The sequence below is a fragment of the Methylopila henanensis genome (assembly GCF_042681025.1).
Lineage (GTDB): Bacteria > Pseudomonadota > Alphaproteobacteria > Rhizobiales > Methylopilaceae > Methylopila > Methylopila henanensis.
Genome location: NZ_JBHUER010000006.1, coordinates 1 through 22,607, shown reverse-complemented (window position 1 = coordinate 22,607; position 22,607 = coordinate 1). Strand labels below are relative to the sequence as shown.

Annotated in this window: 14 protein-coding genes; 11 read left to right on the top strand and 3 right to left on the bottom strand. The window is 72.0% G+C overall.

Annotation, left to right across the window (positions count from 1 at the left end; all coding sequences use genetic code 11):
* Window positions 1-156 precede the first annotated feature (156 nt).
* The 3 genes from ACFSCV_RS09190 to ACFSCV_RS09180 all read left to right on the top strand — a co-directional run bounded on the left by ACFSCV_RS09190 (window position 157) and on the right by ACFSCV_RS09180 (window position 6,934).
* Window positions 157-3,474, top strand: a complete 3,318-nt coding sequence (locus ACFSCV_RS09190) for a transglutaminase family protein (protein WP_378799319.1) — start codon at window positions 157-159, stop codon at window positions 3,472-3,474.
* Between the two features lie 98 nt (window positions 3,475-3,572).
* Entirely contained in the window at window positions 3,573-6,023 is a 2,451-nt protein-coding gene (locus ACFSCV_RS09185; RefSeq protein ID WP_378799154.1) for a circularly permuted type 2 ATP-grasp protein, read from the top strand.
* Window positions 6,020-6,934, top strand: coding sequence for a transglutaminase family protein (locus ACFSCV_RS09180; RefSeq protein ID WP_378799152.1), 915 nt, complete (start codon window positions 6,020-6,022; stop codon window positions 6,932-6,934). The genes ACFSCV_RS09185 and ACFSCV_RS09180 overlap by 4 nt, the downstream gene beginning before the upstream one ends.
* Here ACFSCV_RS09180 and ubiG read toward each other — a convergent pair.
* On the bottom strand, window positions 6,904-7,650 hold the full coding sequence (gene ubiG / locus ACFSCV_RS09175) for a bifunctional 2-polyprenyl-6-hydroxyphenol methylase/3-demethylubiquinol 3-O-methyltransferase UbiG (RefSeq protein ID WP_378799150.1): 747 nt from the start codon (window positions 7,648-7,650) through the stop codon (window positions 6,904-6,906). The genes ACFSCV_RS09180 and ubiG overlap by 31 nt on opposite strands.
* A 117-nt stretch (window positions 7,651-7,767) precedes the next feature.
* On the opposite strand from ubiG, the gene ACFSCV_RS09170 reads away from it, so the two are divergent.
* From ACFSCV_RS09170 to ACFSCV_RS09145, 6 genes are all read left to right on the top strand, one after another.
* On the top strand, window positions 7,768-9,021 hold the full coding sequence (locus ACFSCV_RS09170) for an aspartate kinase (RefSeq protein WP_378799148.1): 1,254 nt from the start codon (window positions 7,768-7,770) through the stop codon (window positions 9,019-9,021).
* Between the two features lie 70 nt (window positions 9,022-9,091).
* A complete protein-coding gene (gene ptsP / locus ACFSCV_RS09165; RefSeq protein ID WP_378799146.1) occupies window positions 9,092-11,368 on the top strand; it encodes a phosphoenolpyruvate--protein phosphotransferase in 2,277 nt (758 codons plus the stop codon).
* On the top strand, window positions 11,365-12,453 hold the full coding sequence (prfA, locus tag ACFSCV_RS09160) for a peptide chain release factor 1 (protein WP_378799144.1): 1,089 nt from the start codon (window positions 11,365-11,367) through the stop codon (window positions 12,451-12,453). Before ptsP ends, prfA begins: the two co-directional genes overlap by 4 nt.
* Entirely contained in the window at window positions 12,450-13,304 is an 855-nt protein-coding gene (gene prmC, locus ACFSCV_RS09155) for a peptide chain release factor N(5)-glutamine methyltransferase (protein ID WP_378799142.1), read from the top strand. Before prfA ends, prmC begins: the two co-directional genes overlap by 4 nt.
* A 375-nt stretch (window positions 13,305-13,679) precedes the next feature.
* Window positions 13,680-14,573, top strand: coding sequence for a DUF4167 domain-containing protein (locus ACFSCV_RS09150; protein WP_378799140.1), 894 nt, complete (start codon window positions 13,680-13,682; stop codon window positions 14,571-14,573).
* Between the two features lie 40 nt (window positions 14,574-14,613).
* Window positions 14,614-16,017, top strand: coding sequence for an MFS transporter (locus ACFSCV_RS09145; protein ID WP_378799138.1), 1,404 nt, complete (start codon window positions 14,614-14,616; stop codon window positions 16,015-16,017).
* 11 nt (window positions 16,018-16,028) lie between these two features.
* On the opposite strand, the gene ACFSCV_RS09140 is transcribed toward ACFSCV_RS09145, so the two are convergent.
* Entirely contained in the window at window positions 16,029-16,787 is a 759-nt protein-coding gene (locus ACFSCV_RS09140; RefSeq protein WP_378799136.1) for an MOSC domain-containing protein, read from the bottom strand.
* A gap of 226 nt (window positions 16,788-17,013) precedes the next feature.
* Here ACFSCV_RS09140 and clpB point away from each other — a divergent pair, with 226 nt between their 5' ends.
* Together clpB and ACFSCV_RS09130 are read left to right on the top strand one after the other, a co-directional pair.
* The gene (gene clpB, locus ACFSCV_RS09135) at window positions 17,014-19,611 is read left to right on the top strand and encodes an ATP-dependent chaperone ClpB (RefSeq protein WP_378799134.1); all 2,598 of its coding nucleotides are present in this window, start codon (window positions 17,014-17,016) and stop codon (window positions 19,609-19,611) included.
* Between the two features lie 67 nt (window positions 19,612-19,678).
* Complete coding sequence (locus tag ACFSCV_RS09130) at window positions 19,679-19,948, top strand: hypothetical protein (protein ID WP_378799133.1); 270 nt, start codon at window positions 19,679-19,681, stop codon at window positions 19,946-19,948.
* 6 nt (window positions 19,949-19,954) lie between these two features.
* On the opposite strand, the gene ACFSCV_RS09125 is transcribed toward ACFSCV_RS09130, so the two are convergent.
* Window positions 19,955-21,955, bottom strand: a complete 2,001-nt coding sequence (locus ACFSCV_RS09125) for a M23 family metallopeptidase (RefSeq protein ID WP_378799131.1) — start codon at window positions 21,953-21,955, stop codon at window positions 19,955-19,957.
* Between the last annotated feature and the right edge of the window lie 652 nt (window positions 21,956-22,607).

The window sequence follows — 22,607 nt, the reverse complement described above, 5'->3', positions numbered from 1 at the left end:
GCTGAAATGCGCGTGACCGCGCCTCGGTTCCTGGAAATCGACCGGGCGCCTTCAATATGTGCGCCGGCGCCTCGGCGCCCGCCGTCTGGGCGGCTTGCTGCGGCGCGGTCGAAGGTTAGGATGAGCGCGCCCGCCCACGGAGCCGCCCCTCGATCCATGTCGATCCTCGCCGCCCTGCACCACGTCACGCACTACAAGTACGACCGTCCCGTCACCCTCGGCCCGCAGGTGATCCGCCTCCGCCCGGCGCCGCATTCCCGCACCAGGGTCCCGTCGTACTCGCTGAAGGTCACGCCGGCGAACCACTTCATCAACTGGCAGCAGGATCCGTTCGGCAACTACCTCGCGCGCTTCGTGTTCCCGGAGCCGACGACCGAGTTCAAGGTCGAGGTCGATCTGCTCGCCGACATGACGGTCTACAACCCGTTCGACTTCTTCGTCGAAGACAGCGCGCAGAGCTGGCCGTTCGACTACGCCGAGGACCTGAAGTCCGACCTGAAGCCCTATCTCGAGGCCGAGCCGCTCGGGCCGAGGCTCGAGGCGTTCCTGGCCGAGATCGACCGCAGCGAGACCCGGACGGTCGATTTCCTCGTGAACTTCAACCGCGAGCTGTCGCAGCGCATCAAGTACCTCATCCGGCTTGAGCCGGGGGTGCAGACGCCCGAGGAGACGCTGGAGCTGGCCTCCGGCTCCTGCCGCGACACCACCTGGCTGCTGGTGCAGACGCTGCGCCGGCTGGGCTTCGCGGCGCGCTTCGTCTCGGGCTACCTGATCCAGCTCAAGCCCGACCGCGTCGCGCTCGACGGGCCGATCGGCACGACGGTCGACTTCACCGACCTGCACGCCTGGGCGGAGGTCTATCTGCCCGGCGCCGGCTGGATCGGCCTTGACGCCACCTCCGGCCTGCTCACCGGCGAAAGCCACGTGCCGCTCGCCGCCACGCCGCACTACCGCTCCGCCGCGCCGATCTCCGGGGCCGCGAGCTTCGCCGAGGTCGACTTCGCCTTCGACATGACGGTGGACCGCGTGGCCGAGCGGCCGCGCGTGTCGTTCCCGTTCTCCGACGAGAGCTGGGCGGCGCTCGACGCGCTGGGCGAGAAGGTCGACGCCGAGCTCGCCGCCAACGACGTGCGCCTCACCATGGGCGGCGAGCCGACCTTCGTGTCGATCGACGACTTCCAGTCGCCGGAATGGAACGCGGACGCCACCGGGCCGCAGAAGCGGGCGCTGGCCGACGACCTGATCCGCCGGCTGCGCGACCGCTTCGCGCCCGGCGGCTTCCTGCATTACGGGCAGGGCAAGTGGTACCCCGGCGAGACCCTGCCGCGCTGGACCTTCTCCCTCTACTGGCGGAAGGACGGCAAGCCGATCTGGAAGAACCCGGACCTCATCGCGCGCGAGAAGACCTCGGCCGCGGCCGACATCGCCGGCGCCGAGACGCTCGCGACCGAGATCGCGGCGCGGCTCGGCGTGCCGCGCGACAACGCGCAGCCGGCCTTCGAGGACCCGTCCTACTGGCTGGTGCGCGAGGCGCAGCTTCCGGAGAACGTCGATCCGTCCAACCCGAAGCTGGCCGACGCCGAGGAGCGCGCGCGCATCGCGCGCGTGTTCGACCGCGGGCTGACCACGCCGACGGGCTACGTGCTGCCGATCCAGGCGTGGCAGGCGCAGGGGCTGCGCTGGGTGTCGGAGCGCTGGGGCACGCGGCGCGGCAAGCTGTTCCTGTCGCCGGGCGACAGCGCGCTCGGCTACCGCCTGCCGCTCGGGGCGCTGCCCTATCTCACCAGCTCCGAGTTCCCCTACTTTTTCCCGACCGACCCGGTGCGCGAGCTGGAGCCGCTGCCGGACCCGGGCGAGATCGCGATCGCGCACCGCCAGCGGCAGATCTCGACGCCGGACCAGCCGGTCTGGCAGGCGCCGCCGACGATGCAGAACGAGATCGTCGGCTATGTCCGCACCGCGCTGTCGGTCGAGCCGCGCGACGGCAAGCTCTGCGTCTTCATCCCGCCGATGGAATCGGTCGAGGCCTATCTCGACCTGCTCACGGCGATCGAGGACGCGGCGGATGAGAACGGCCTGCCGGTGCAGATCGAGGGCTACGCCCCGCCGCACGATCCGCGCGTCAACGTCATCCGCGTTGCGCCCGATCCGGGCGTGATCGAGGTCAACATCCACCCGGCCTCGTCGTGGCGCCAGGCGGTGGAGATCACCACCGGCGTCTACGAGGACGCGCGCCAGTCGCGCCTCGGGGCCGACAAGTTCATGATCGACGGCAAGCATGTCGGCACCGGCGGCGGCAACCACGTGGTCGTCGGCGGCGCGACGCCGCTCGACAGCCCGTTCCTGCGCCGGCCGGACCTGCTGAAGTCGCTGGTGCTGCACTGGCAGCGCCATCCCTCGCTCAGCTACCTGTTCTCCGGCCTGTTCATCGGCCCGACGAGCCAGGCGCCCCGCATCGACGAGGCCCGCCACGACCAGCTCTACGAGCTCGAGATCGCCATGGCGAACGTGCCGGCGCCGGGCGAGGGCTGGCCGCCCCCGGCCTGGCTGGTGGACCGGCTGTTCCGAAACCTTTTGATCGACGTCACCGGCAACACCCACCGCTCCGAGATCTGCATCGACAAGCTCTATTCGCCGGACGGGCCGACCGGCCGGCTCGGCCTCGTCGAGTTCCGCGGCTTCGAGATGCCGCCGGACGCCCGCATGAGCCTCGCGCAGCAGCTGCTGATTCGCGCGCTGATCGCGAAGTTCTGGCGCGAGCCCGCGCAGGGCTCTTTCGTGCGCTGGGGCACGCGCCTGCACGACCGCTTCATGCTGCCGGCCTTCGTGTGGGCGGACTTCCTCGACGTGCTCGAGGACCTGAAGCGCTCGGGCCATCCGCTGCGGGCGGAGTGGTTCGAGGCGCAGGCCGAGTTCCGCTTCCCGTTCTGCGGCCGGATCGAGCGCGAGGGCGTCGCGCTGGAGCTGAGGCAGGCGCTGGAGCCCTGGCACGTGATGGGCGAGACCGGCGCGATCGGCGGCACGGTGCGGTTCGTCGATTCGTCGGTCGAGCGGCTGCAGGTCCGGCTCACCAACGCCGATCCCGCCCGCTATATCGTCACCTGCAACGGGCGCGCCCTGCCGCTCGGGCCGGGCAGCGGCGCCGGCGAACTGGTCGCAGGCGTGCGGTTCAAGGCCTGGCAGCCGGCGTCCGGCCTGCACCCGACGATTCCGGTGCATGCGCCGCTGACCTTCGACATCTACGACAAATGGTCCAAGCGCTCGATCGGCGGCTGCGTCTACCACGTGGCGCATCCCGGCGGGCGCAACTACGACACCTTCCCGGTCAACGCCTACGAGGCCGAAGCGCGGCGGCTCGCGCGGTTCGAGGACATCGGCCACACCGCCGGCGTCTACGAGCCGGTGATCGAGGCGCCCGATCCGGGCTTCCCGCACACGCTCGACCTGCGTCGTCCGCCGCGCTTCGCGGCCTGACGCCGCAGGCCCGAGCGGCGGCGCGGGCGCCGGAGACGGTCGCAATCGGCCGCCGCCGGCGCCATGATGCGTCCACGCCTGGAGCATCCGAAACCGCCGTGCCCGACACCAAGACCCTCGAAGCGCCGCCGCGGGCCGTTCCGGGCGACCTGTTGCGCGGATATGCGCCGCCCACCGGCGTCTACGACGAGATGCGCGGTCCCGACGGGCAGGTGCGGCCCCATTACCGGCCGCTGATCGCGGCGCTCGCGCGCATGAGCGAGGCGGAGCGGGCGCGCCGGTTCGGCAGCGCCGCGCAATATCTGCGCGAGGCGGGCGTCTTCTATCAGGTCTATGGCGGCGCCGACGACGGCCGCCACACCCGCGACTGGCCGCTCGCGCACCCGCCGCTGATCATCGGCGCGTCCGAATGGGCGCAGCTCGAAGCGGGCCTCGTCCAGCGCGCCGAGTTCCTCGAGCGCCTGATCGGCGACCTCTACGGCGAGCGCCGGCTGGTGCGCGACGGCGTGCTGCCGCCCGCCATCCTCGGGCGCAACCCCGAGTTCCTGCGGCCGCTCGCCGACCAGGGCCGCTCGGGCCAGCCGCTGATCCGCTTCATCGCGGTCGACCTCGGGCGCGGGCCCGACGGGCGCTGGTGGGTGCTGGGCGACCGGACGCAGGCGCCGTCCGGCGCCGGTTTCGCGCTCGAGAACCGGGTCGCGACCTCGCGGGCCTTCCCGGACCTCACGCGCGACCTGAAAATCCAGCGCATCGCGGGCTTCTTCCAGAAGTTCCGCGAGACGCTTTACGGGCTCGACGACGCCCGCGGTCTTCGCGTGGCGCTGCTGACGCCGGGGCCGCACAACGAGACCTATTTCGAGCACGCCTATCTTGCGCGCTATCTCGGCTTCCTGCTGCTCGAAGGCGGCGACCTCGCCGTGCACGGCTCGTCGGTCGAGGTGCGCACCGTCGACGGTTCGAAGCCAATCCGCGTGCTGTGGCGGCGGCTCGATTCGGACTTCGCCGATCCGCTGGAGCTGTTCCCGCGCTCGCGCATCGGCACGCCTGGGCTGGTCCGCGCCGTCCGCGCCGGCGCGGTCGAGCTCGTGAACGCGCTGGGCTCGGGCATTCTGGAGACCCGCGCGCTGCTCGCCTTCCAGCCGGCGCTCGCCCGCGCGCTGCTCGGCGAGGAGCTCAAGCTCCCGACCGTCGCCACCTGGTGGTGCGGGCAGGAGGCGGAGCGCGCCTATGTCTCCGAACGCCGCGACCGGCTGTCGCTCGCGGCGGCGTTTCCGCCGGCCTCGGGCGGCGGCGAGCGCCGCCAGCCGCTCGACCTCGGCATCAGGCGCTCGGCCTCGGACCGGCTGCTCGACGAGCTCGCCGGCGACGGCGTCAACGTGGTGGGGCAGGAGATCGTCGGCCTTTCGACCGCGCCGGTCTTCGTCGAGGGCCGGCTGCAGGCGCGGCCCGTGACGCTGCGCGTCTTCCTCGCCCGCGGCGAGGACGGCTGGCGGGTGATGCCCGGCGGGTTCGCGCGGGTGTCGAGCTCGCGCGACCCGCTCGCGGTGTCGATGCAGTCCGGCGGCCATTCGGTCGACGTGTGGGTGCCGTCCGAGCGCGAGGAGCGCCAGGTCTCGCTGCTGACGGAGCGCCGCGCGGGCTTCGCGCGCCGTCTGCCGAGCGCGCCTCCCGCCCGCGCCGCCGACAACCTGTTCTGGCTCGGCCGCTACGTGGAGCGCGCCGAAGCCGCGACCCGGCTGGTGCGCCTGCACGCGGCCCGGCTGGCGGAGGGCGAGCGCGCCGGCGCGCTTGAGGCCGCGGTCGGCGAGCTGCTCGCCGAGATCGGCGTCGAGGCGATGGTCGGCGACGCCTCCGGCGGCCTGCTGGAGCTCGCGGGCCAGGCCTTCGCGACGGCGTCCCGCATCCGCGACCGGTTCTCGCCCGACGGCTGGCGGGTGCTGAGCGAGGTCGTCGACATGATCGAGGCCTACCGCGCCGCGCCGGAGCCGGGCGACCTGGTCGGGCTCGCGAGCGGCGTGCTGACGCGGCTCGCGGGCTTCGCCGGCCTCGTGCACGACAACATGTACCAGTTCACGGGCTGGCGCTTCCTGCAGTGCGGCCGGCGGGTGGAGCGCGCGCAGAACACGGCGCTGGTCGCGGCGGCGCTCGCCTCGAACAGGATCCCCGAGGGCGGCCTCGAGGCGCTGCTCGAGTTCACCGACAGCCGCGTCACCTACCGCCGGCGCTACTCGGTCGACCTGTCGCGCTCCACCGTGCTCGACCTCGTCGCGCTCGACCCGCTGAATCCGCGTTCGGTCGCCTTCCAGGTCAACGCCATCAAGGCGCTGCTCGACGAACTGCCGGGGATGCGGCGCGGCGAGGCGCCCGATCCGCTGTTCCGCCGCACCGCGCGGCTGCAGGTGCGGCTGGCGACCGGCGACGCCGACGAGGTGACGGAGGCCTTCCTGACGCGCGTCGCCTCCGACTGCGGCGCGATCTCCGACCTGCTGTCCCAGCGCTATTTCGCGGCCGCCCCGCAGCAGGGCTTCGAGCGGCTGGAGGCGGAATGATCTACGACCTCGAGCTCGTCATCGCCTACGACTACCCGTCCGAGGTCAAGGACGCGCGGCACATCCTGCGCGTGCGCCCGAGCGTCGAGCTCGGGCAGGAGACGCTCTCGACCCAGCTCGCCATCCGACCGCGGCCCGACGAGACGCTGCGCGAGCAGGATTTCTTCGGCAACGCGCTCGACCATGTGCTGCTGTTCCCGCCGCACGAGGCGCTGTCCGTCACCATGAAGGCGCGGGTGAAGGTCACGCGCGAGCTTCCCGATCTCGACGCCACGCCGTCGGTCGCCGAGATCGCCGAGGCCGCCTTCGTGGCGCGCGACACGACCGGGCGGGGGCCGATGCACTATCTCGGCGACAGCCGCATCGTGCGCTTGTCGGAGCCGCTGACCGACTACGCCCGCGAGATGATCGACCCGGCGGCGCCGGTCGGCGCGGCGATGCTGCGCTTCGCCGAACAGATCCGGAAGGACTTCACCTACAAGCCCGGCGCGACCACGGTCGACACGCCCGTGCTGGAGGCCTTCGCCGCGCGCGAGGGCGTCTGTCAGGATTTCGCGCACATCATGATCGCGAGCCTGCGCGGCATCGGCGTTCCGGCGGCCTATGTCAGCGGCTTCCTGCGCACCATTCCGCCCGAGGGCAAGCCGCGGCTCGCCGGCGCCGACGCCATGCACGCCTGGGTCAACGTCTGGCTCGGGCACGAGCTCGGCTGGCGCGGGTTCGATCCGACCAACGCCATGACCGTGCTGAACGACCATGTGGTGGTGGCGGTCGGGCGCGACTATTCCGACGTCGCGCCCATCGACGGGGTGCTGATCACGGCGGGCCCGCAGAAGACCCGGCATTCGGTCGACGTCGTCCCCGTCGAGGACGAGGGCGTTCAGCCGGGCCTTGCGGCCGCGAGCGCGTAGTTCACCGCGGTGTCGGAGCTCGGCGTCCAGACGTTGCGGAGCGGATTGAAGCGGATGCCGCGAAGCTCCGTGCGCTCCAGCCCCGCCGCGGCGCAGGCCGCCGTGAGCTCGTCCGGGGTGACGAACTTCTCGTAGGTGTGGGTGCCCCTCGGCAGCCAGCGCAGCACGTACTCCGCCCCGACGATGACGAGCGCATGGGCGAGCGCCGTGCGGTTGATGGTCGACAGCAGCAGCAGCCCGCCGGGCTTCACCAGCTTTGCGAGCGTCGCGACGAAGCCGGGCACGTCGTTGACGTGCTCGACCACCTCCGAGGCGACGACGACGTCGAACGCGGCGCCTTCCCCGACCAGCGTCTCGGCCGCCGCCGCGCGGTAGGCGATGGCGAGGCCGGCCTCGGCCGCGTGCGCCTCGGCGACCGGAATGAGGTCGGCCGCCGGATCGATCCCCGTCACCTCCGCCCCAAGCCGGGCCAGCGGCTCGGCCAGCACGCCGGCGCCGCAGCCGACGTCGAGCAGCGTCAGCCCGCCGAGCGGCCGGATCGCGCGCGCGTCGCGCCCGAACCGCGCCGCGGCGGCGTCCCGGAAGATCGCGACGCGGGCCGGGTTGAAGCGGTGGAGCGGCTTCATGGGGCCGTCGGGGTCCCACCAGCGCGACGCCAGCGCGTCGAAACGGGCGACTTCGTCGCGGTCGAGACTGGCGGCGTCAGGCGTCGTCATCGAAGGCTCGTCTCCGGCGTTGTGTCGGCCAAGGCCGGCGGCTATCTATACGCGCCTTTTTCCGGACGCGGGTTTTTCGCGCCCGGCCGTCCGCCAGTCTCGAGTCCGATCCCGTCCATGGCCCGCATCGTAATGAAGTTCGGCGGCACGTCCGTCGCGAACGTGGAGCGCATCCGCAACGTCGGCGCCCATGTCAAACGCGAGGTCGACGCCGGACACGAGGTCGCGGTCGTGGTCTCGGCCATGGCGGGCGCCACCAACCAGCTCGTCGCCTGGACCCGCGAGGCCGGCGCGATCCACGACGCCCGAGAATACGACGCCATCGTCGCCTCGGGCGAGCAGGTGACGTCCGGCCTGCTCGCGATCGTGCTGCAGGGCATGGGCGTGCCGGCGCGCTCTTTCCAGGGCTGGCAGATCCCGCTGCTCACCGACAAGACCCACGGCTCCGCCCGCATCGAATCGATCGACGGCTCCGCGCTCGTCTCGCGGCTGACGGACGGGCAGGTGCCGGTGATCGCCGGCTTCCAGGGCCTCGCCCCCGACAACCGCATCGCGACGCTCGGGCGCGGCGGTTCCGACACCAGCGCGGTGGCGATCGCGGCCGCGGTGGGCGCCGACCGCTGCGACATCTACACCGACGTCGACGGCGTCTACACGACCGATCCCCGCATTGTCCCGAAGGCCCAGCGGCTCGACCGCATCGCCTTCGAGGAGATGCTCGAAATGGCCTCGCTCGGGGCCAAGGTGCTTCAGGTGCGCTCGGTCGAGATGGCCATGGTGCACAAGGTCCGGGTGTTCGTGCGGTCGAGCTTCGACGCGCCGGACGCGCCGCAGGTCGGCCCCAACGGCCTGCCCCCCGGAACGCTCATCTGCGACGAGGACGAGATCGTGGAACATCAGGTCGTCACCGGCATCGCCTATTCCAAGGACGAGGCCCAGATCACGCTCCGCCGGGTGGAGGACAAGCCGGGCGTCGCCGCGGGCGTGTTCGGCCCGCTGGCCGAAGCGGCGATCAACGTGGACATGATCGTCCAGAACATCTCCGAGGACGGCCGCACCACCGACATCACCTTCACGCTGCCGACCTCCGACCAGGCGCGCGCGCTGGAGATCCTCGAGACCCGCAAGGCGGAGATCGGCTTCACGCTGCTGAACACCGCGGCCGACGTCTGCAAGGTGTCGGTCATCGGCATCGGCATGCGCAGCCACGCCGGCGTTGCGGCCCAGGCGTTCGAGGCGCTGGCGAAGCGCGGCGTCAACATCCGCGCCATCACCACGTCCGAGATCAAGATCTCGGTGCTCATCGACGCGGCCTACACCGAGCTTGCCGTCCGAACGCTCCATTCGGTATACGGGCTCGACAAGGCCTGACCGCGGCAGGCTTGACGACGCGGCCCCGGCCGCGGAGGCAAGGGGCGGCCCCCGATCCGGAGAGCGGAAGATGCGAGGCGCGTATGGCGGCCCGCGCGTGCTTTTGCGCCGGCTGCGGGAGGTCATGGCGGAGCCGGTCACGGCCCAGGAGCGCCTCGACCGCATCGTCGTTCTGATCGCCGCCAACATGGTGGCCGAGGTCTGCTCGGTCTACGTGCTGCGCGTCGACGGCGACCTCGAGCTCTACGCCACCGAAGGCCTGAACCGCGCCGCCGTCCACCTGACGACCATGCGCAAGGGCGAGGGCCTCGTCGGCCTCGTCGCGGACGAGGCCGAGCCGGTCAACCTGTCCGACGCGCAGTCGCACCCGTCCTTCTCCTACAAGCCGGAGACGGGCGAGGAGATCTACCACTCGTTCATGGGCGTGCCGATCCTGCGCGCGGGCAACACGCTCGGCGTGCTGGTGGTGCAGAACAAGGCGCACCGCTCCTACTCCGACGAGGAGATCGAGGCGCTGCAGACGACGGCGATGGTCATCGCCGAGATGATCGCGAGCGGCGAGCTCGCGACGCCCGGCGGCGGCGTCGAGCCGGTGGGGCGGCGGCCCACCCATGCCGGCGGCGTCGCGCTGTCGGAGGGCATCGGCCTCGGCCACGTCGTGCTGCACGAGCCGCGCGTGGTGGTGAAGAACTTCATCGCCGAGGACGCCAACGCCGAACTCAAGCGCCTCGACGCGGCGCTCGCCAATCTCCGGGCGTCGATCGACGTGCTGCTCGACGAGGGCGACGTCGCCCGCGCCGGCGAGCACCGTGACGTGCTCGAGGCGTTCCGCATGTTCGCGAACGACCGCGGCTGGGGCAAGCGGCTGCAGGAGGCGGTGCTGACCGGCCTCACCGCCGAGGCCGCCGTCGAGCGCGTCCAGTCCGACACCCGCGCGCGCATGCAGCGCCAGACCGACCCCTATCTCCGGGAGCGCCTGCACGACCTCGACGACCTCGCGAACCGCCTGCTGCGCGAGCTGACCTCGCCGGGGCAGGGCATGGCTCCCGCGGTGACCGAACTGCCGGAGAACGCCATCGTCGTGGCGCGCTCGATGGGACCGGCGGCGCTGCTCGACTACGACCGCTCGCGCCTGCGCGGGCTGGTGCTGGAGGAGGGCTCCGGCTCCAGCCACGTGGCGATCGTGGCCCGCGCGCTCGGCATCGCCGCCGTCGGCCAGCTCGAGAACGCGACCGGGCTGGTGGAGGCCGGCGATCCGATCATCGTCGACGGCGTCTCGGGCGAGGTCCATGTGCGCCCGACGCCCGACGTCGAGCGCTCCTACGCCGACAAGGTCCGGTTCCGCGCCCGCCGCCAGGAGCAGTACCGCGCGCTCCGCGGCGTGCCGACCCGCACCCGCGACGGCGTGGACGTCTCGCTGCTGCTCAACGCCGGCCTGCTGGTGGACCTGCCGCACATCGAGGAGACCGGCGCCGACGGCGTCGGCCTGTTCCGCACCGAGCTGCAGTTCATGGTGGCCTCCTCGCTGCCGAAGACCTCGGTCCAGGAGGCGCTGTACCGGTCGGTGCTCGACGCGGCGGGAGGAAAGCCCGTCAGCTTCCGCACCCTCGATGTCGGCGGCGACAAGATCCTCCCCTACATGCGCCAGGAGCCGGAGGAGAACCCCGCGCTCGGCTGGCGCGCGATCCGGCTCGGGCTCGACCGGCCGGCGCTGCTGAGGACGCAGGTGCGCGCGATGCTGCGCGCCGCCTCCGGCCGCGAGCTGCGCATCATGTTCCCGATGGTCGCCTCGGTCGCCGAGTTCGACGAGGCGCGCTCCGTCGTGGAGCGCGAGCGCGCGCGGCTCGAAACCCACGGCCATCGCCCGCCGGCGCAGATCCGGCTCGGCGTCATGGTCGAGGTGCCGTCGCTGCTGTTCAACCTCGACGAGATCGCGCGCCGCGTCGACTTCATGTCGGTCGGCTCGAACGACCTGATGCAGTTCCTCTACGCGGTGGACCGCGGCAATGCGCGCGTCGCGAACCGCTTCGACACGCTCGACGTCGCGTTCCTGCGTGCGCTACGGCAGGTGGCCGAGGTCGGCCGGCGCCACGGCACGCTGGTGACGCTGTGCGGGGAGATGGCGGCGCGGCCGCTGGAGGCGATGACGCTGGTCGCGATCGGATACCGTTCGATGTCGGTTTCTCCCGCGGCGGTCGGCCCGGTGAAGGCCGCGCTGCTCGACCTCGACGTCGGCGAGCTGCGCGCCCTGGTCGATCCGCTGCTCGCCGCTGCGGACGGGCCGACCAGCCTGCGGGCCGCGCTCGGCGCCTACGCCGCGAAGCGGGGACTGCAGGTCGAACCGTGACCGTCGATCTTCCGAACGAACGGCTCGACGCCGTGCTCGAGCGGTTCGCCGCCGTGGAGCATGCGCTCGGCGCGACCACCGACGGCGCCGCGCTGGCGAAGCTCGGGCGCGAGCGGGCCGATCTCGCGCCGGTCGTCGAGGCGATCGACGCGCTGCGCGCGATCGAGACCGAGATCGCCGATCTCGACCAGATCGCCGCCGATCCCCAGAGCGACGCGGATCTGCGCGCCTTCGCCGCCTCCGAGCGCGAGGAGGCCGCCGCCCGCCGCGACGCGGCGGCTTCGGCGCTGCAGCTCGAGCTGCTGCCCAAGGACGAGGCCGACGCCCGCGGCGTGATCCTCGAGGTTCGGGCCGGCACCGGCGGAGACGAGGCCGCGCTGTTCGCGGGCGATCTGTTCCGGATGTATCAGCGCTACGCCGACTCCTGCGGCTGGAAGGTCGAGGTGCTGTCCGCGAGCGAGGGCGCGATGGGCGGCTACAAGGAGATCGTCGCCGAGATCGCCGGCGCGGGGGCCTATGGCCGGCTGAAGTTCGAATCCGGCGTGCACCGCGTGCAGCGGGTGCCCGCGACCGAGGGCTCGGGTCGGATCCACACCTCGGCGGCGACGGTCGCGGTGCTGCCCGAGGCGGAGGAGGTCGACGTCGCGCTGGACGACTCGGAGCTGCGCTTCGACGTGTTCCGGGCGCAAGGCGCCGGCGGCCAGCACGTCAACAAGACCGAATCCGCCGTGCGCGTCACGCATCTGCCGACCGGCATCGCGGTCGCGGTGCAGGACGAGCGCTCGCAGCACAGGAACCGTGCCCGAGCCATCGCGCTGCTGCGCGCAAAACTCTACGACATCGAGCGCGAGCGGGTCGACGTCGCCCGCGCCGACGCCCGCCGCGTCCAGGTCGGGTCCGGCGACCGCTCCGAGCGCATCCGCACCTACAATTTCCCGCAGGGGCGCGTCACCGACCACCGGATCAACCTCACGCTCTACAAGCTCGACGACGTGATCGCGGGCGAGGCGCTGGGCGAGCTGATCGACGCGCTCGCCGCCGAGCAGCGCGCCCGCCTGCTCGCCGCAGAGGACGCCGCGGCGTGACGATCGGCCGGGCGCTGCGGGAGGCCGCCGCCCGTCTCGCCGAGGCCGGGGTGGACACGCCGGACCTCGACGCCCGCGTGCTGGCGGGCCAGGCCTTCGGCCTCGACCGCGCCGGGCTGATCGCGCAAGCCGACGCGCCCGCGCCTCGGGAAGCGGCCGCAGAGCTCGCCGCGCTCGTCGACCGCCGCGTCGCCGGGGAGCCGGTCGCGCGCATTCTCGGGCGGCGGGAGTTCTGGGGGCTCGACTTCGCGCTCGCGCCGGCGACGCTGACGCCGCGGCCGGACACCGAGACCCTCGTCGAGGAGGCGCTGAAGCGCGCGGGTCCCCGCGACCGGCCGCTCGCGATCGCCGATCTCGGAACCGGAACCGGCTGCATCCTGCTGGCCCTCCTGAACGAGCGGCCGAACGCCTTCGGCGTCGGGGTCGACCGCTCGGCGGAGGCGGCCGCGGCGGCGCGCGCGAACGCCGTGGCGCTCGGCCTCGGCGCGCGCTCCGCCTTTGTGGCGGGCGACTGGACGACCGCGCTCAAGGGCGGCTTCGATCTCGTCGTCTCCAACCCGCCCTACATCGCCAGCGCCGACATCGGCGGTCTTGACGTGGAGGTGCGGGAGCACGATCCGCTCGCCGCGCTCGACGGCGGCGCGGACGGCCTCGACGCCTACCGCGCCATCGTCGCCGATCTGCCGCGGCTGCTGGCGCCGGAGGGCGTGGCCGTGCTCGAGCTCGGCGCCGGCCAGGAGGACGAGGTCGCCGCGCTTGCTCGGGACGCCGGTCTCGCCGTCCTCGGCCCCGCGCGGCGCGATCTCGGCGGCGTGCCGCGCGCCCTCGCGCTCGGCCGCGTCGCCTCTTAAGCGGCTGTTATCGCCAAAAACCCCTTGGAAAGCGAAGGGCGGGACGCTATGTTCGGCGTCGGAATCGTCCGACGCCCGCGTCGCCTTGCGCGACGGCCAGAGAGCGATGGACGGATAGTTTCGAAGCGGTTCGCGCAAGTGGGCGCAGGACATGCTTTGGAAGATCGACGCACAGCTTCGATCACGCTTGCCCGCCGCATCGCGATGTCTGGTCGCGGGGCGGTGCGGCCGGTCGGGTCTCGCGCGCGCCTCCGGCGTGCGGCGAAGGCTGGATCGGCGGCCGTAGCATATGCGCGGCGCGCAGGCGGACCGAGGTCTCGTCGGTTCCCGGCCTTCAGGGGCCCTCAGAACAGAACGAGTGCTGATTTGAACGCCATGAGGCAAGGACAATCGAAGCGCCTTCGCGGTCGCAATCGCGGCGGAGGAGGAGGCGGCGGCGGTGGCGGCGGCGGCAAGGGCCCCAATCCGCTGACGCGCTCTTACGAGTCGAACGGGCCGGACGTGAAGATCCGGGGCACGGCCGGCACCATCGCCGACAAGTACGTGCAGCTGTCGCGCGACGCGCAGTCTTCCGGCGATCCGGTCGCCGCGGAGAACTACCTCCAGCACGCGGAGCATTACTACCGCCTGCTGGCCGCGGCGCAGGCGCAGTACCAGCCGCATCAGACCTTCGTGCGCGCGGACGCCGACGATTTCGCCGATCCGCTGGACTTTGACGAGGAGCCCGAAGGCGAGGCGGGCACCCAGCCGCAGGCCGCGGCTCCCGCTCCGGCGAATGGCGGCCAGCCCGGCTACGGCGGCCAGCCGCGCAACGGCAATGGCGCCAACGGCAATGGCGGCCGCAACGGCTACGCCAACGGACGCGAGGGCGACCAGCCGCGCCGCTTCGACCGCAACGAGCGCCGCGACCGTCAGGACCGGCCCGAGCGCGGCGAACGCCAGCCGCGCGGCGACTGGCAGGAGCGCGGCGAGCGCGCGGAGGAGACGGCCAATGTCGGCGGTCTCCCGGCGTTCATCACCGGCTCCACGCCGCAGCCGGCCTTCGTCGGCGAGGTCGCGGCCCCTGCGCCGGCTCCCGCGCCGGAGCCGGAGCCCGTGATCGAGGCCGCGCCCGCCGCGGCGTCGCCGGAGGTTCCCGAGACCGCCGAGGGCGAGGACGCTCCGCGCGCCGCCGGACGCGGCCGGCGCCGCCGTTATGGCCGCGGCCGCGCCGCCGAGGGCGAGACGGCCCAGGCCGACGCGCCGGCGAGCGAAGCCGCCTCGGACTAAGCGCCTTCGGGCGTCGCCGCGGACATCGCGAAAACATCTGGTGAGGCCGGGGGCGACCCCGGCCTCACTTTTATTTTACGCCGCCCGTCCGGCGCCGCTGTTCGCCGCCGCGCGGCGCGACATCTCCGACGCCGGAACCTCTCCGGAACGGTCGGATCTGATGAACACGGTCGCCGCGCTCACCGCCCTGAACTTCTTCATGGCCGACGTCCGGGACGGGCTCGGCCCCTACCTCGCCATCTTCCTTCAAGGCCGGTCCTGGTCGCCGATCGACATCGGCCTCGTCCTGACGATCGGCGGCCTCGCCGGCATGCTCGCCACCACGCCGCTGGGCGCCTTCGTGGATTCGACCCGACGCAAGCGGCTGGTCACGATCGGCGCCGGCCTCGCGGTCACGCTCGCCTGCCTCGCCATCCTGTTCTACCCGAGCTTCCTCTTGGTCTCCGCGAGCCAGGTGCTGTCCGGCATCGCCGGCGCGGCGATCCCGCCCGCGATCGCGGCCATGACGCTCGGCATCGTCGGCCCGGCCGAGTTCTCGCATCAGGTCGGCCGCAACGAGGCCGCGAACCATGGCGGCAACGTCGCGTCGGCCATGGCCTGCGCCGCCGCGTCCTACGTCGTCGGAGTCGAGGCGGTGTTCTTCGTCATGACGATCATGGCGGTGGCCTCGATCGCGGCGACGCTCGCGATCCGCGAGAGCGCGATCGACCACGCGGTCGCCCGCGGCCTCGAAACCGGCGAAGCCGACGACGGGAAATCCGGCTACGCCGTGCTGCTCAAGACGCCCGCGCTGCTCGCCTTCGGCGTGATCCTGATGCTGTTCCACTTCGGCAACGCCGCCATGCTGCCGCTCGTCGGCCAGCGCATCGAGGCGCTCGGGCTCGGCAACGCCGTGCTCTGGACCAGCATCGCGGTGGTCGTGGCCCAGGCCGTGATGGTGCCGATCGCGCTGATCTCGGCGCGAATCGCCGAGCGCTACGGCTATGCGCCGCTGCTGTTCGCGGCGCTCGTCGCCCTGCCGGTCCGCGGGATCGTCGCGGCCTCGACGCCGGAGGCCTGGATCGCGATCCCGGTGCAGGCGCTCGACGGCGTCGGCGCGGGCATCCTCGGCGTCGTCACGCCGGCGCTGGTCGCGCGCATTCTCCGCGGCACCGGCCGATTCAACGTCGGCCTCGGCGCGGTGATGACGGCGCAGGGCGTGGGCGCGGCGCTGAGCATGACCGCGGCCGGCGTCATGGTCGAGCGCGGCCGCGACTGGCTGGCGGCGGTCGGCGTCGAGACGGGCCTGACCGGCTACGGCGTCGCCTTCCTCGGCCTCGGCGCCGCGGCGACGGTGGCGCTCGCGCTGTTCGTCGCCGCGATGCGGATCATGCCGCTCGCGCGCGAATCCGGCCATGTGGCCGCCAAGGGCGGCGGCGCCGCTCCGACGCCCGCGCCCGCGTGATGGCGCGGCGTCTACGCCAGCTCCACCGTGTCGCCGACGGCGATCCGGCCGGGCGCGACCACTTCGGCGTAGACGCCGCAATCGGCATGGCCGAGCGTCTTCATCAGCGTGCGGGGAATCGGAAGGTCGCGCTCAGCGGTCGTCGGGTCGACCTCCGTCGCGGCGCAGCGCACGGTGCGGTCGGTGACCTTCAGCCGGACGTCGCCGATCCGGAGCTCGCGGCCGACCCACCCGAGCTCGGCCCAGGCGTCGGCGCCGGCGATCTCGATGTTGCCGCGGAAGCGCAGGGGATCAACGGGCCGTCCCATCATGTCCGCGACGGCGGCGACGCTGCCGTGGCTGATGATCGAGACGACGCCGCGCGCGGTGTCGGAGAAGGTGTGGCCCTGCGGCGCCGGAAGCACCTGCAGGGGGCCGCGCCGCTCCTCGCCCATGAAGTCCGAAAGCCAGGCCTCGACCTGTTCGCGGCCGTCGCGGGAGCCGAGATCCGCTTCGATCGCAAGCTCGCCGCCGCGCTCGATCGTGAGCCGTCCGTCGTCGTAGCGCGTCCGGAGCCCGGCAAGCCGCGCGTTCCGCATCAGGCACAGGAAGCGGGTTTTCGGCAGTTTCGCGGGCCGCGCGGGGTCGAAGCCCGACGGCCCGTTCTCAACCGCGAAGGCCCGGTCGCCCGCGATCGGCCGCCCGGCCTCAAGATCGACCGATGCGAGGTCTTCGGGCGAAAGGCCCTTCACGGGATAGCGCCGCAGCGCGACGATACGGGACGCAGACATCCGATGCTCCTTGACGGCGGTCGACGAAACGCGCCGCCAATCGTTGCACCATCCCCTTTTGTGATGAATTGGCAACACCCATATCGCGTCTGGAGGTCGCCGAACCGGGGCCTCCTCCCGCCCGCCGGGCGGGAAACGGCTGAGGCGCCGCCAGCCGCCCTACAACGCGACGGCCGCCGGGCCGTTTGCGGGGCGGCCGCTCCGGCGCGCTCGTTAGGAGGGATGCATGAACCCCGAAATCTACACTGAACGCGTCCGCGGATTTCTTCAGGCCGCGCAGACGGCGGCGACCAACGCCGGCCACCAGCAGCTTCTGCCTGAGCATGTGCTGAAAGTGCTGCTCGACGACCCCGAAGGCCTCGCCTCCGGGCTGATCGAGCGCGCCGGCGGACGTCCCGCCGACGCCCGCGCCGCGGTCGAGGCCGCCTTGCGCAAGGCGCCGCAGGTCAGCGGCTCCGGCGGCGGCAACCTCTATCTCGCGCCCGCCACCTCGCGCGTGTTCACCGCCGCCGAGCAGCTCGCCAAGAAGGCCGGCGACCAGTTCGTCACCGCCGAGCGGCTGTTGACCGCCTTCGCGCTGGAGAAGGACACCGACGCCGGCAAGGCGCTGGCCGCCGCGGGCGTCACGCCGCAGGCGCTGAACGGCGCGATCGAGGAGCTGCGCAAGGGCCGCACCGCGGACAGCGCGACGGCCGAAAACGCCTATGACGCGCTGAAGAAATACGCCCGCGACCTCACCGCCGTCGCCCGCGAGGGCAAGCTCGACCCGGTCATCGGCCGCGACGAGGAGATCCGCCGCGCCATCCAGGTCCTGTCCCGCCGCACCAAGAACAACCCGGTGCTGATCGGCGAGCCCGGCGTCGGCAAGACCGCCATCGTCGAGGGGCTGGCGCTCCGCATCGTCAACGGTGACGTGCCGGAATCGCTTCAGGACAAGCGCCTGCTCGCGCTCGACATGGGCGCGCTGATCGCCGGCGCGAAGTACCGCGGCGAGTTCGAGGAGCGCCTGAAGGCGGTGCTGTCCGAGGTGCAGTCGGCGGCGGGCGGGATCATCCTGTTCATCGACGAGATGCACACGCTCGTCGGCGCCGGCAAGGCGGACGGGGCCATGGACGCCTCCAACCTGCTGAAGCCCGCGCTCGCCCGCGGCGACCTGCACTGCGTCGGCGCCACCACGCTCGACGAGTACCGCAAGCACGTCGAGAAGGACGCCGCGCTCGCCCGCCGGTTCCAGCCCGTCTTCGTGTCCGAGCCGACGGTGGAGGACACCATCTCCATCCTGCGCGGCATCAAGGAGAAATACGAGCTGCACCACGGCGTGCGCATCGCGGACTCCGCGCTCGTCGCCGCCGCGACGCTGTCGAACCGCTACATCACCGACCGCTTCCTGCCCGACAAGGCGATCGACCTCATGGACGAGGCCTCGGCGCGCCTCCGGATGCAGGTGGATTCCAAGCCCGAGGAGCTCGACGAGTACGACCGCCGCATCATCCAGCTCAAGATCGAGCGCGAGGCGCTGAAGAAGGAGACCGACGACGCCTCCCGGGACCGGCTGGTCAAGCTGGAGACCGAGCTCGCCGACTTGCAGGAGAAGGCCGACGCGCTGACCGCGCGCTGGAAGAACGAGAAGGACAAGCTCGGCCGCGCCCAGACCCTCAAGGAGAATCTGGACAAGGCCCGCATCGAGCTGGAGCAGGCCCAGCGCAAGGGCGACCTCGCCCGCGCCGGCGAGCTCGCCTATGGCGTGATCCCGAAGCTCGAGCGCGAGCTGAAGGAGACCGAGGACGCCGGCGTCGCCGGCTCCATGGTTCAGGAGGTGGTGACGCCCGACGCCATCGCGCAGGTGGTGTCGCGCTGGACCGGCGTGCCGGTGGACAAGATGCTGGAGGGCGAGCGCGCCAAGCTGCTGCGCATGGAGGACGAGCTCGCGAAGCGGGTCGTCGGCCAGGGCGAGGCGGTGCAGGCGGTCTCGACCGCGGTGCGGCGCGCCCGCGCCGGCCTGCAGGACCCGAACCGGCCGATCGGCTCGTTCATGTTCCTGGGCCCGACCGGCGTCGGCAAGACCGAGCTGACCAAGGCCCTGGCGTCGTTCCTGTTCGACGACGACCAGGCGATGGTGCGCATCGACATGTCGGAATACATGGAGAAACACGCCGTCGCCCGGCTGATCGGCGCGCCTCCCGGCTATGTGGGCTACGAGGAGGGCGGCGCTCTCACCGAAGCCGTGCGGCGCCGGCCCTATCAGGTCGTGCTGTTCGACGAGGTCGAGAAGGCGCATCCCGACGTGTTCAACATCCTGCTGCAGGTGCTCGACGACGGGCGCCTGACGGACGGGCAGGGCCGCACGGTCGACTTCCGCAACACGCTGCTGATCATGACCTCGAACCTCGGGTCCGAGTATCTGGTCAACCAGCCCGACGGCGAGGACACCGACGCCGTGCGCGATCAGGTGATGGCGGTGGTGCGGTCGCACTTCCGGCCGGAATTCCTGAACCGCGTGGACGACATCGTGCTGTTCCACCGCCTGAAGCGGGACCAGATGGGCGCGATCGTGGACATCCAGCTCGGCCGGCTGCGCCGCCTGCTGGAGGACCGCAAGATCACGCTCGACCTGGACCAGAGCGCGCGCGACTGGCTCGCCGAGAAGGGCTACGACCCGGCCTACGGGGCGCGGCCGCTGAAGCGGGTGATCCAGAAATACGTGCAGGATCCGCTCGCCGAGCTGATCCTCGCGGGCGACGTGCGCGACGGCCAGCATGTGCCGGTCACCGCCACCGGCTCCGGCCTGATGGTCGGGCCGCGGGCGGTCGCCGCTGCGGCCTGATCGCCGCGCCGTCGCCGCCGCGGTCCGGGATCGTCCGGGCCGCGGCGCCGCGCCGGAGGGGGGAGCCATGGACGACGATCTCGACGGCATGTCGCGGGACGAGCTGGCGGCCGAGGTCCGGCGCCTGCGCGCCGGCGTCGGCGCCCACCGGGATGCGAGCGGGCACGACCTCTGCTGGCATCATCCGGAGCTGTGGGCGCTGCTGCCCGAGCGGATCGAGCCCGACATCGCCGTGCCGTCCTGGCCGCGCTTCCTGCGCGGCTGCGTCCGCTACCGCGAGAGCCTCGACCGGCAGAAGCCCGACGCCGCCGTCCACGATCGCGAGTTCGGTGACTGAAGCGGCTCAGCCGCCCTGCGCGACGCTCGCCGCGCGGGCCGCGTTGGCGGAGCCGCCGCGTCCGAGCAGCCCCTCGATCCGCTCGCGCTCGCGCTGGAAGCCGGCCAGCATCTCGCCGTCGAGCTCGCGACCGCGCGGCAGCTTCACCTTCATCGGGTTCACGAACCGGCCGTTGACCAGCACCTCGTAATGGAGATGCGCCCCGGTCGAGAGGCCGGTGGAGCCGACGAAGCCGATCACCTGCCCCTGCCGCACCCGCGCGCCCGGCGTCACGCCCCGGCCGATGCCCGACATGTGATTGTAGGTGGTCTCGTAGCCGTTGGCGTGCTGCAGCACGACCTGACGGCCATAACCGTTGGCCCAGCCGGCCTTCTCGACCGTGCCGTTGCCCGAGGCGACGATCGGCGTGCCGACCGGGGCCGACCAGTCGACGCCCGTGTGCATCTTGGAATAGCCAAGCACGGGATGGCGCCGGAAGCCGAAGCCGGAGCGCATGACGCCGCCGTTCATCGGCTTGCGCATCAGGAACTTCTTCGCCGACTTGCCGGTCTCGTCGTAATAGTCGGCGAGCCCGTCGTCCTCGGTGAGGTAGCGGAAGAAGCGCCGCTGCTCGCCCGCGAGGCTGAGCGCCATGTAGGCGACCTCACCCTCGCCGTTGAGATCGTCGTCGGCGCCGTAAAACACCTCGAAGCTGTCGCCGGCCCCGACCGGGCGGTTGAAGTCGACGTCGTAGGACACGATGCGGACCATCTCGTCGATGACGGCCTTCGGCACCTGGTTCCGCAGCGCGGCTTCATAGAGGCCGTTGTAGAGCCGCATGCGGCTCGGCGTGCCGGGCCGGGCGACCTCGTCGGCGATCTCCTCCGCGCTCGGCTCCTCCGCGAAGTCGTCCATGTCCGCGATCGCGACATAGTCGCCCTGGTCGGACAACGCGACCGAGCCGACATGCTCGCCGCCGGCGTCGAACAGGCTGGCGCGCACCGGCTGCAGCCGGTTGAGGCCCGGCGCGGCCGAGCGGCCCATCAGCACCTTCAGCCGCTGGCCGGCCTTGACGCTGGCGAGCCCGTAGCCGTCGCGGCCGGCGAACCGCCGCGCGATCGCGCGGGCGTCGTCGGGGGCTGCGCCCGCGAGCTCCACCAGCGCGGCCTCGAGCGCGCCGTCCGCCGTGATCTGGATCGAGCGTTCACCCGGGCCGGTCGCGCCGGGATCCGGCGCCGGCGCCGATTTGGCGACGAGCGTGACGTTGGCGGCGGCGCGGCCGTCGAACGGCGTCCCGATCGCGGCCGCCATGGATTCGGCGGCGTAGGCGAGCCGGCTCTGGGCGCCCGGCGGAAGCTGGGTCGTCGGTTCGAAGCGCGACGCCATCTCGAAGGCGGCGGCCTCGCGCACGCGGGCGCGCACGTCCACCGGAGGAACGGTCGGGCCCTCGTCGGCGTCCATCCGGCGTCCGCCGAGGTCGCTCACAACGAAGGACAGGTCGCCGTCCGAATCGGCTGGCGTCGCCGCGCGCGCCTGCGGCGCGTCCGCGAGCACCTTCAGCGGATCGAACGGCGGCACTTCCGAGGCGCGGTCGGTCGGCTGGCGCGCGAGGCTCGCCGACACGCGCACGAACGGGCGCATCTTCACCACCTCCCGCGCCCCATGGCGGGTGATGGCGCTGACGCGAATCACCTGCCGCGCCGAGACCGACTCGGCTTCCGGCGTCAGACGGTCGCCCTTGCGTGAGACCGCGGAGAGGCGCTCGCCGTCGGGACGGGCGACCATGGCGAGCAGCCGGGGCGCGTCGGCGCCGCGGGTCTCGCTCTCGAGGGTCGAATAGATCGCGCCGCCGAGCAGGCCGGCGCCGGCCATGCCGGTCAGCACCGTTCCGGCGAGCCAGCGGAAACTGACCGCGCGCGGGTCCGGCGGGCCCTCGTCGCCGTTGCCGACCCGCAGAGGCGGCTCGACGCCGAGCTCGATCGCGGCCGGGCCGGGCATATGGCTGCGCTGGGCGCGTCCTGCGTTCAAGACGATGGCGGCCTTATCCTCAGGGGGCGACGGTCGGATTGGGCGCGCAAGTTAACCCGACCTTTCCTCCACGCCAACGCGAAACCGAATCTCGCCCGCCTGGGCCCTAGGGGCGGACGAATCGGGACGCTCCCGAATCGACGGGGCTTCGGAAATTAGCGGGACATCACAATAGGTTACTGGCGCACAGTTAGGGATGCTTCCCTCTCCGATGGCCCAAGCGGCCGAGCCGGGTGGAGCGGAATCCCGCCCTCCGGGGGGAGGTACGGCGCTTTCCGAGGGGCCCGACTCTCCGCGTCGCGGGGATCGCGGAGGGGAGGCGAAGGCGCTCGGTTCTCAGGCGCGGAGGGCCGTCGAATGCCTTCCTATGAGGCGCCCGCGGTCATCCAGGCGTCATTTTTTCGAAACATCGCGTTGACACCCGGGAGGGGCGGGGATACATAGCCCTCACACCGGACGACGGGGCGGCCAACAGCGGGCCTCGGCGATCCGGTTAACAGTCTCTCTCTTGTAGGTGTCGCCGAGCGTTCGGTGTTTACCGGATGCGAGGATGACTTTTGCGGTTGCCGGCGGTGACGCTGGGAACTGGACGCGGCCGGTTCTGGTCGTGGGCTCTTTGACAGTGTGGATAATTGAAAGAGAAACGTGGGCG

Bases quoted from the DNA above. Each gene is read 5' to 3' on its own strand.
- ACFSCV_RS09190 (WP_378799319.1), top strand. From the start codon at position 157: ATGTCGATCCTCGCCGCCCTGCACCACGTCACGCACTACAAGTACGAC.
- ACFSCV_RS09150 (WP_378799140.1), top strand. From the start codon at position 13,680: ATGAGGCAAGGACAATCGAAGCGCCTTCGCGGTCGCAATCGCGGCGGA.
- ACFSCV_RS09180 (WP_378799152.1), top strand. From the start codon at position 6,020: ATGATCTACGACCTCGAGCTCGTCATCGCCTACGACTACCCGTCCGAG.
- ACFSCV_RS09140 (WP_378799136.1), bottom strand. From the start codon at position 16,787: ATGTCTGCGTCCCGTATCGTCGCGCTGCGGCGCTATCCCGTGAAGGGC.
- ACFSCV_RS09130 (WP_378799133.1), top strand. From the start codon at position 19,679: ATGGACGACGATCTCGACGGCATGTCGCGGGACGAGCTGGCGGCCGAG.
- ptsP (WP_378799146.1), top strand. From the start codon at position 9,092: ATGCGAGGCGCGTATGGCGGCCCGCGCGTGCTTTTGCGCCGGCTGCGG.
- clpB (WP_378799134.1), top strand. From the start codon at position 17,014: ATGAACCCCGAAATCTACACTGAACGCGTCCGCGGATTTCTTCAGGCC.
- ACFSCV_RS09170 (WP_378799148.1), top strand. From the start codon at position 7,768: ATGGCCCGCATCGTAATGAAGTTCGGCGGCACGTCCGTCGCGAACGTG.
- ubiG (WP_378799150.1), bottom strand. From the start codon at position 7,650: ATGACGACGCCTGACGCCGCCAGTCTCGACCGCGACGAAGTCGCCCGT.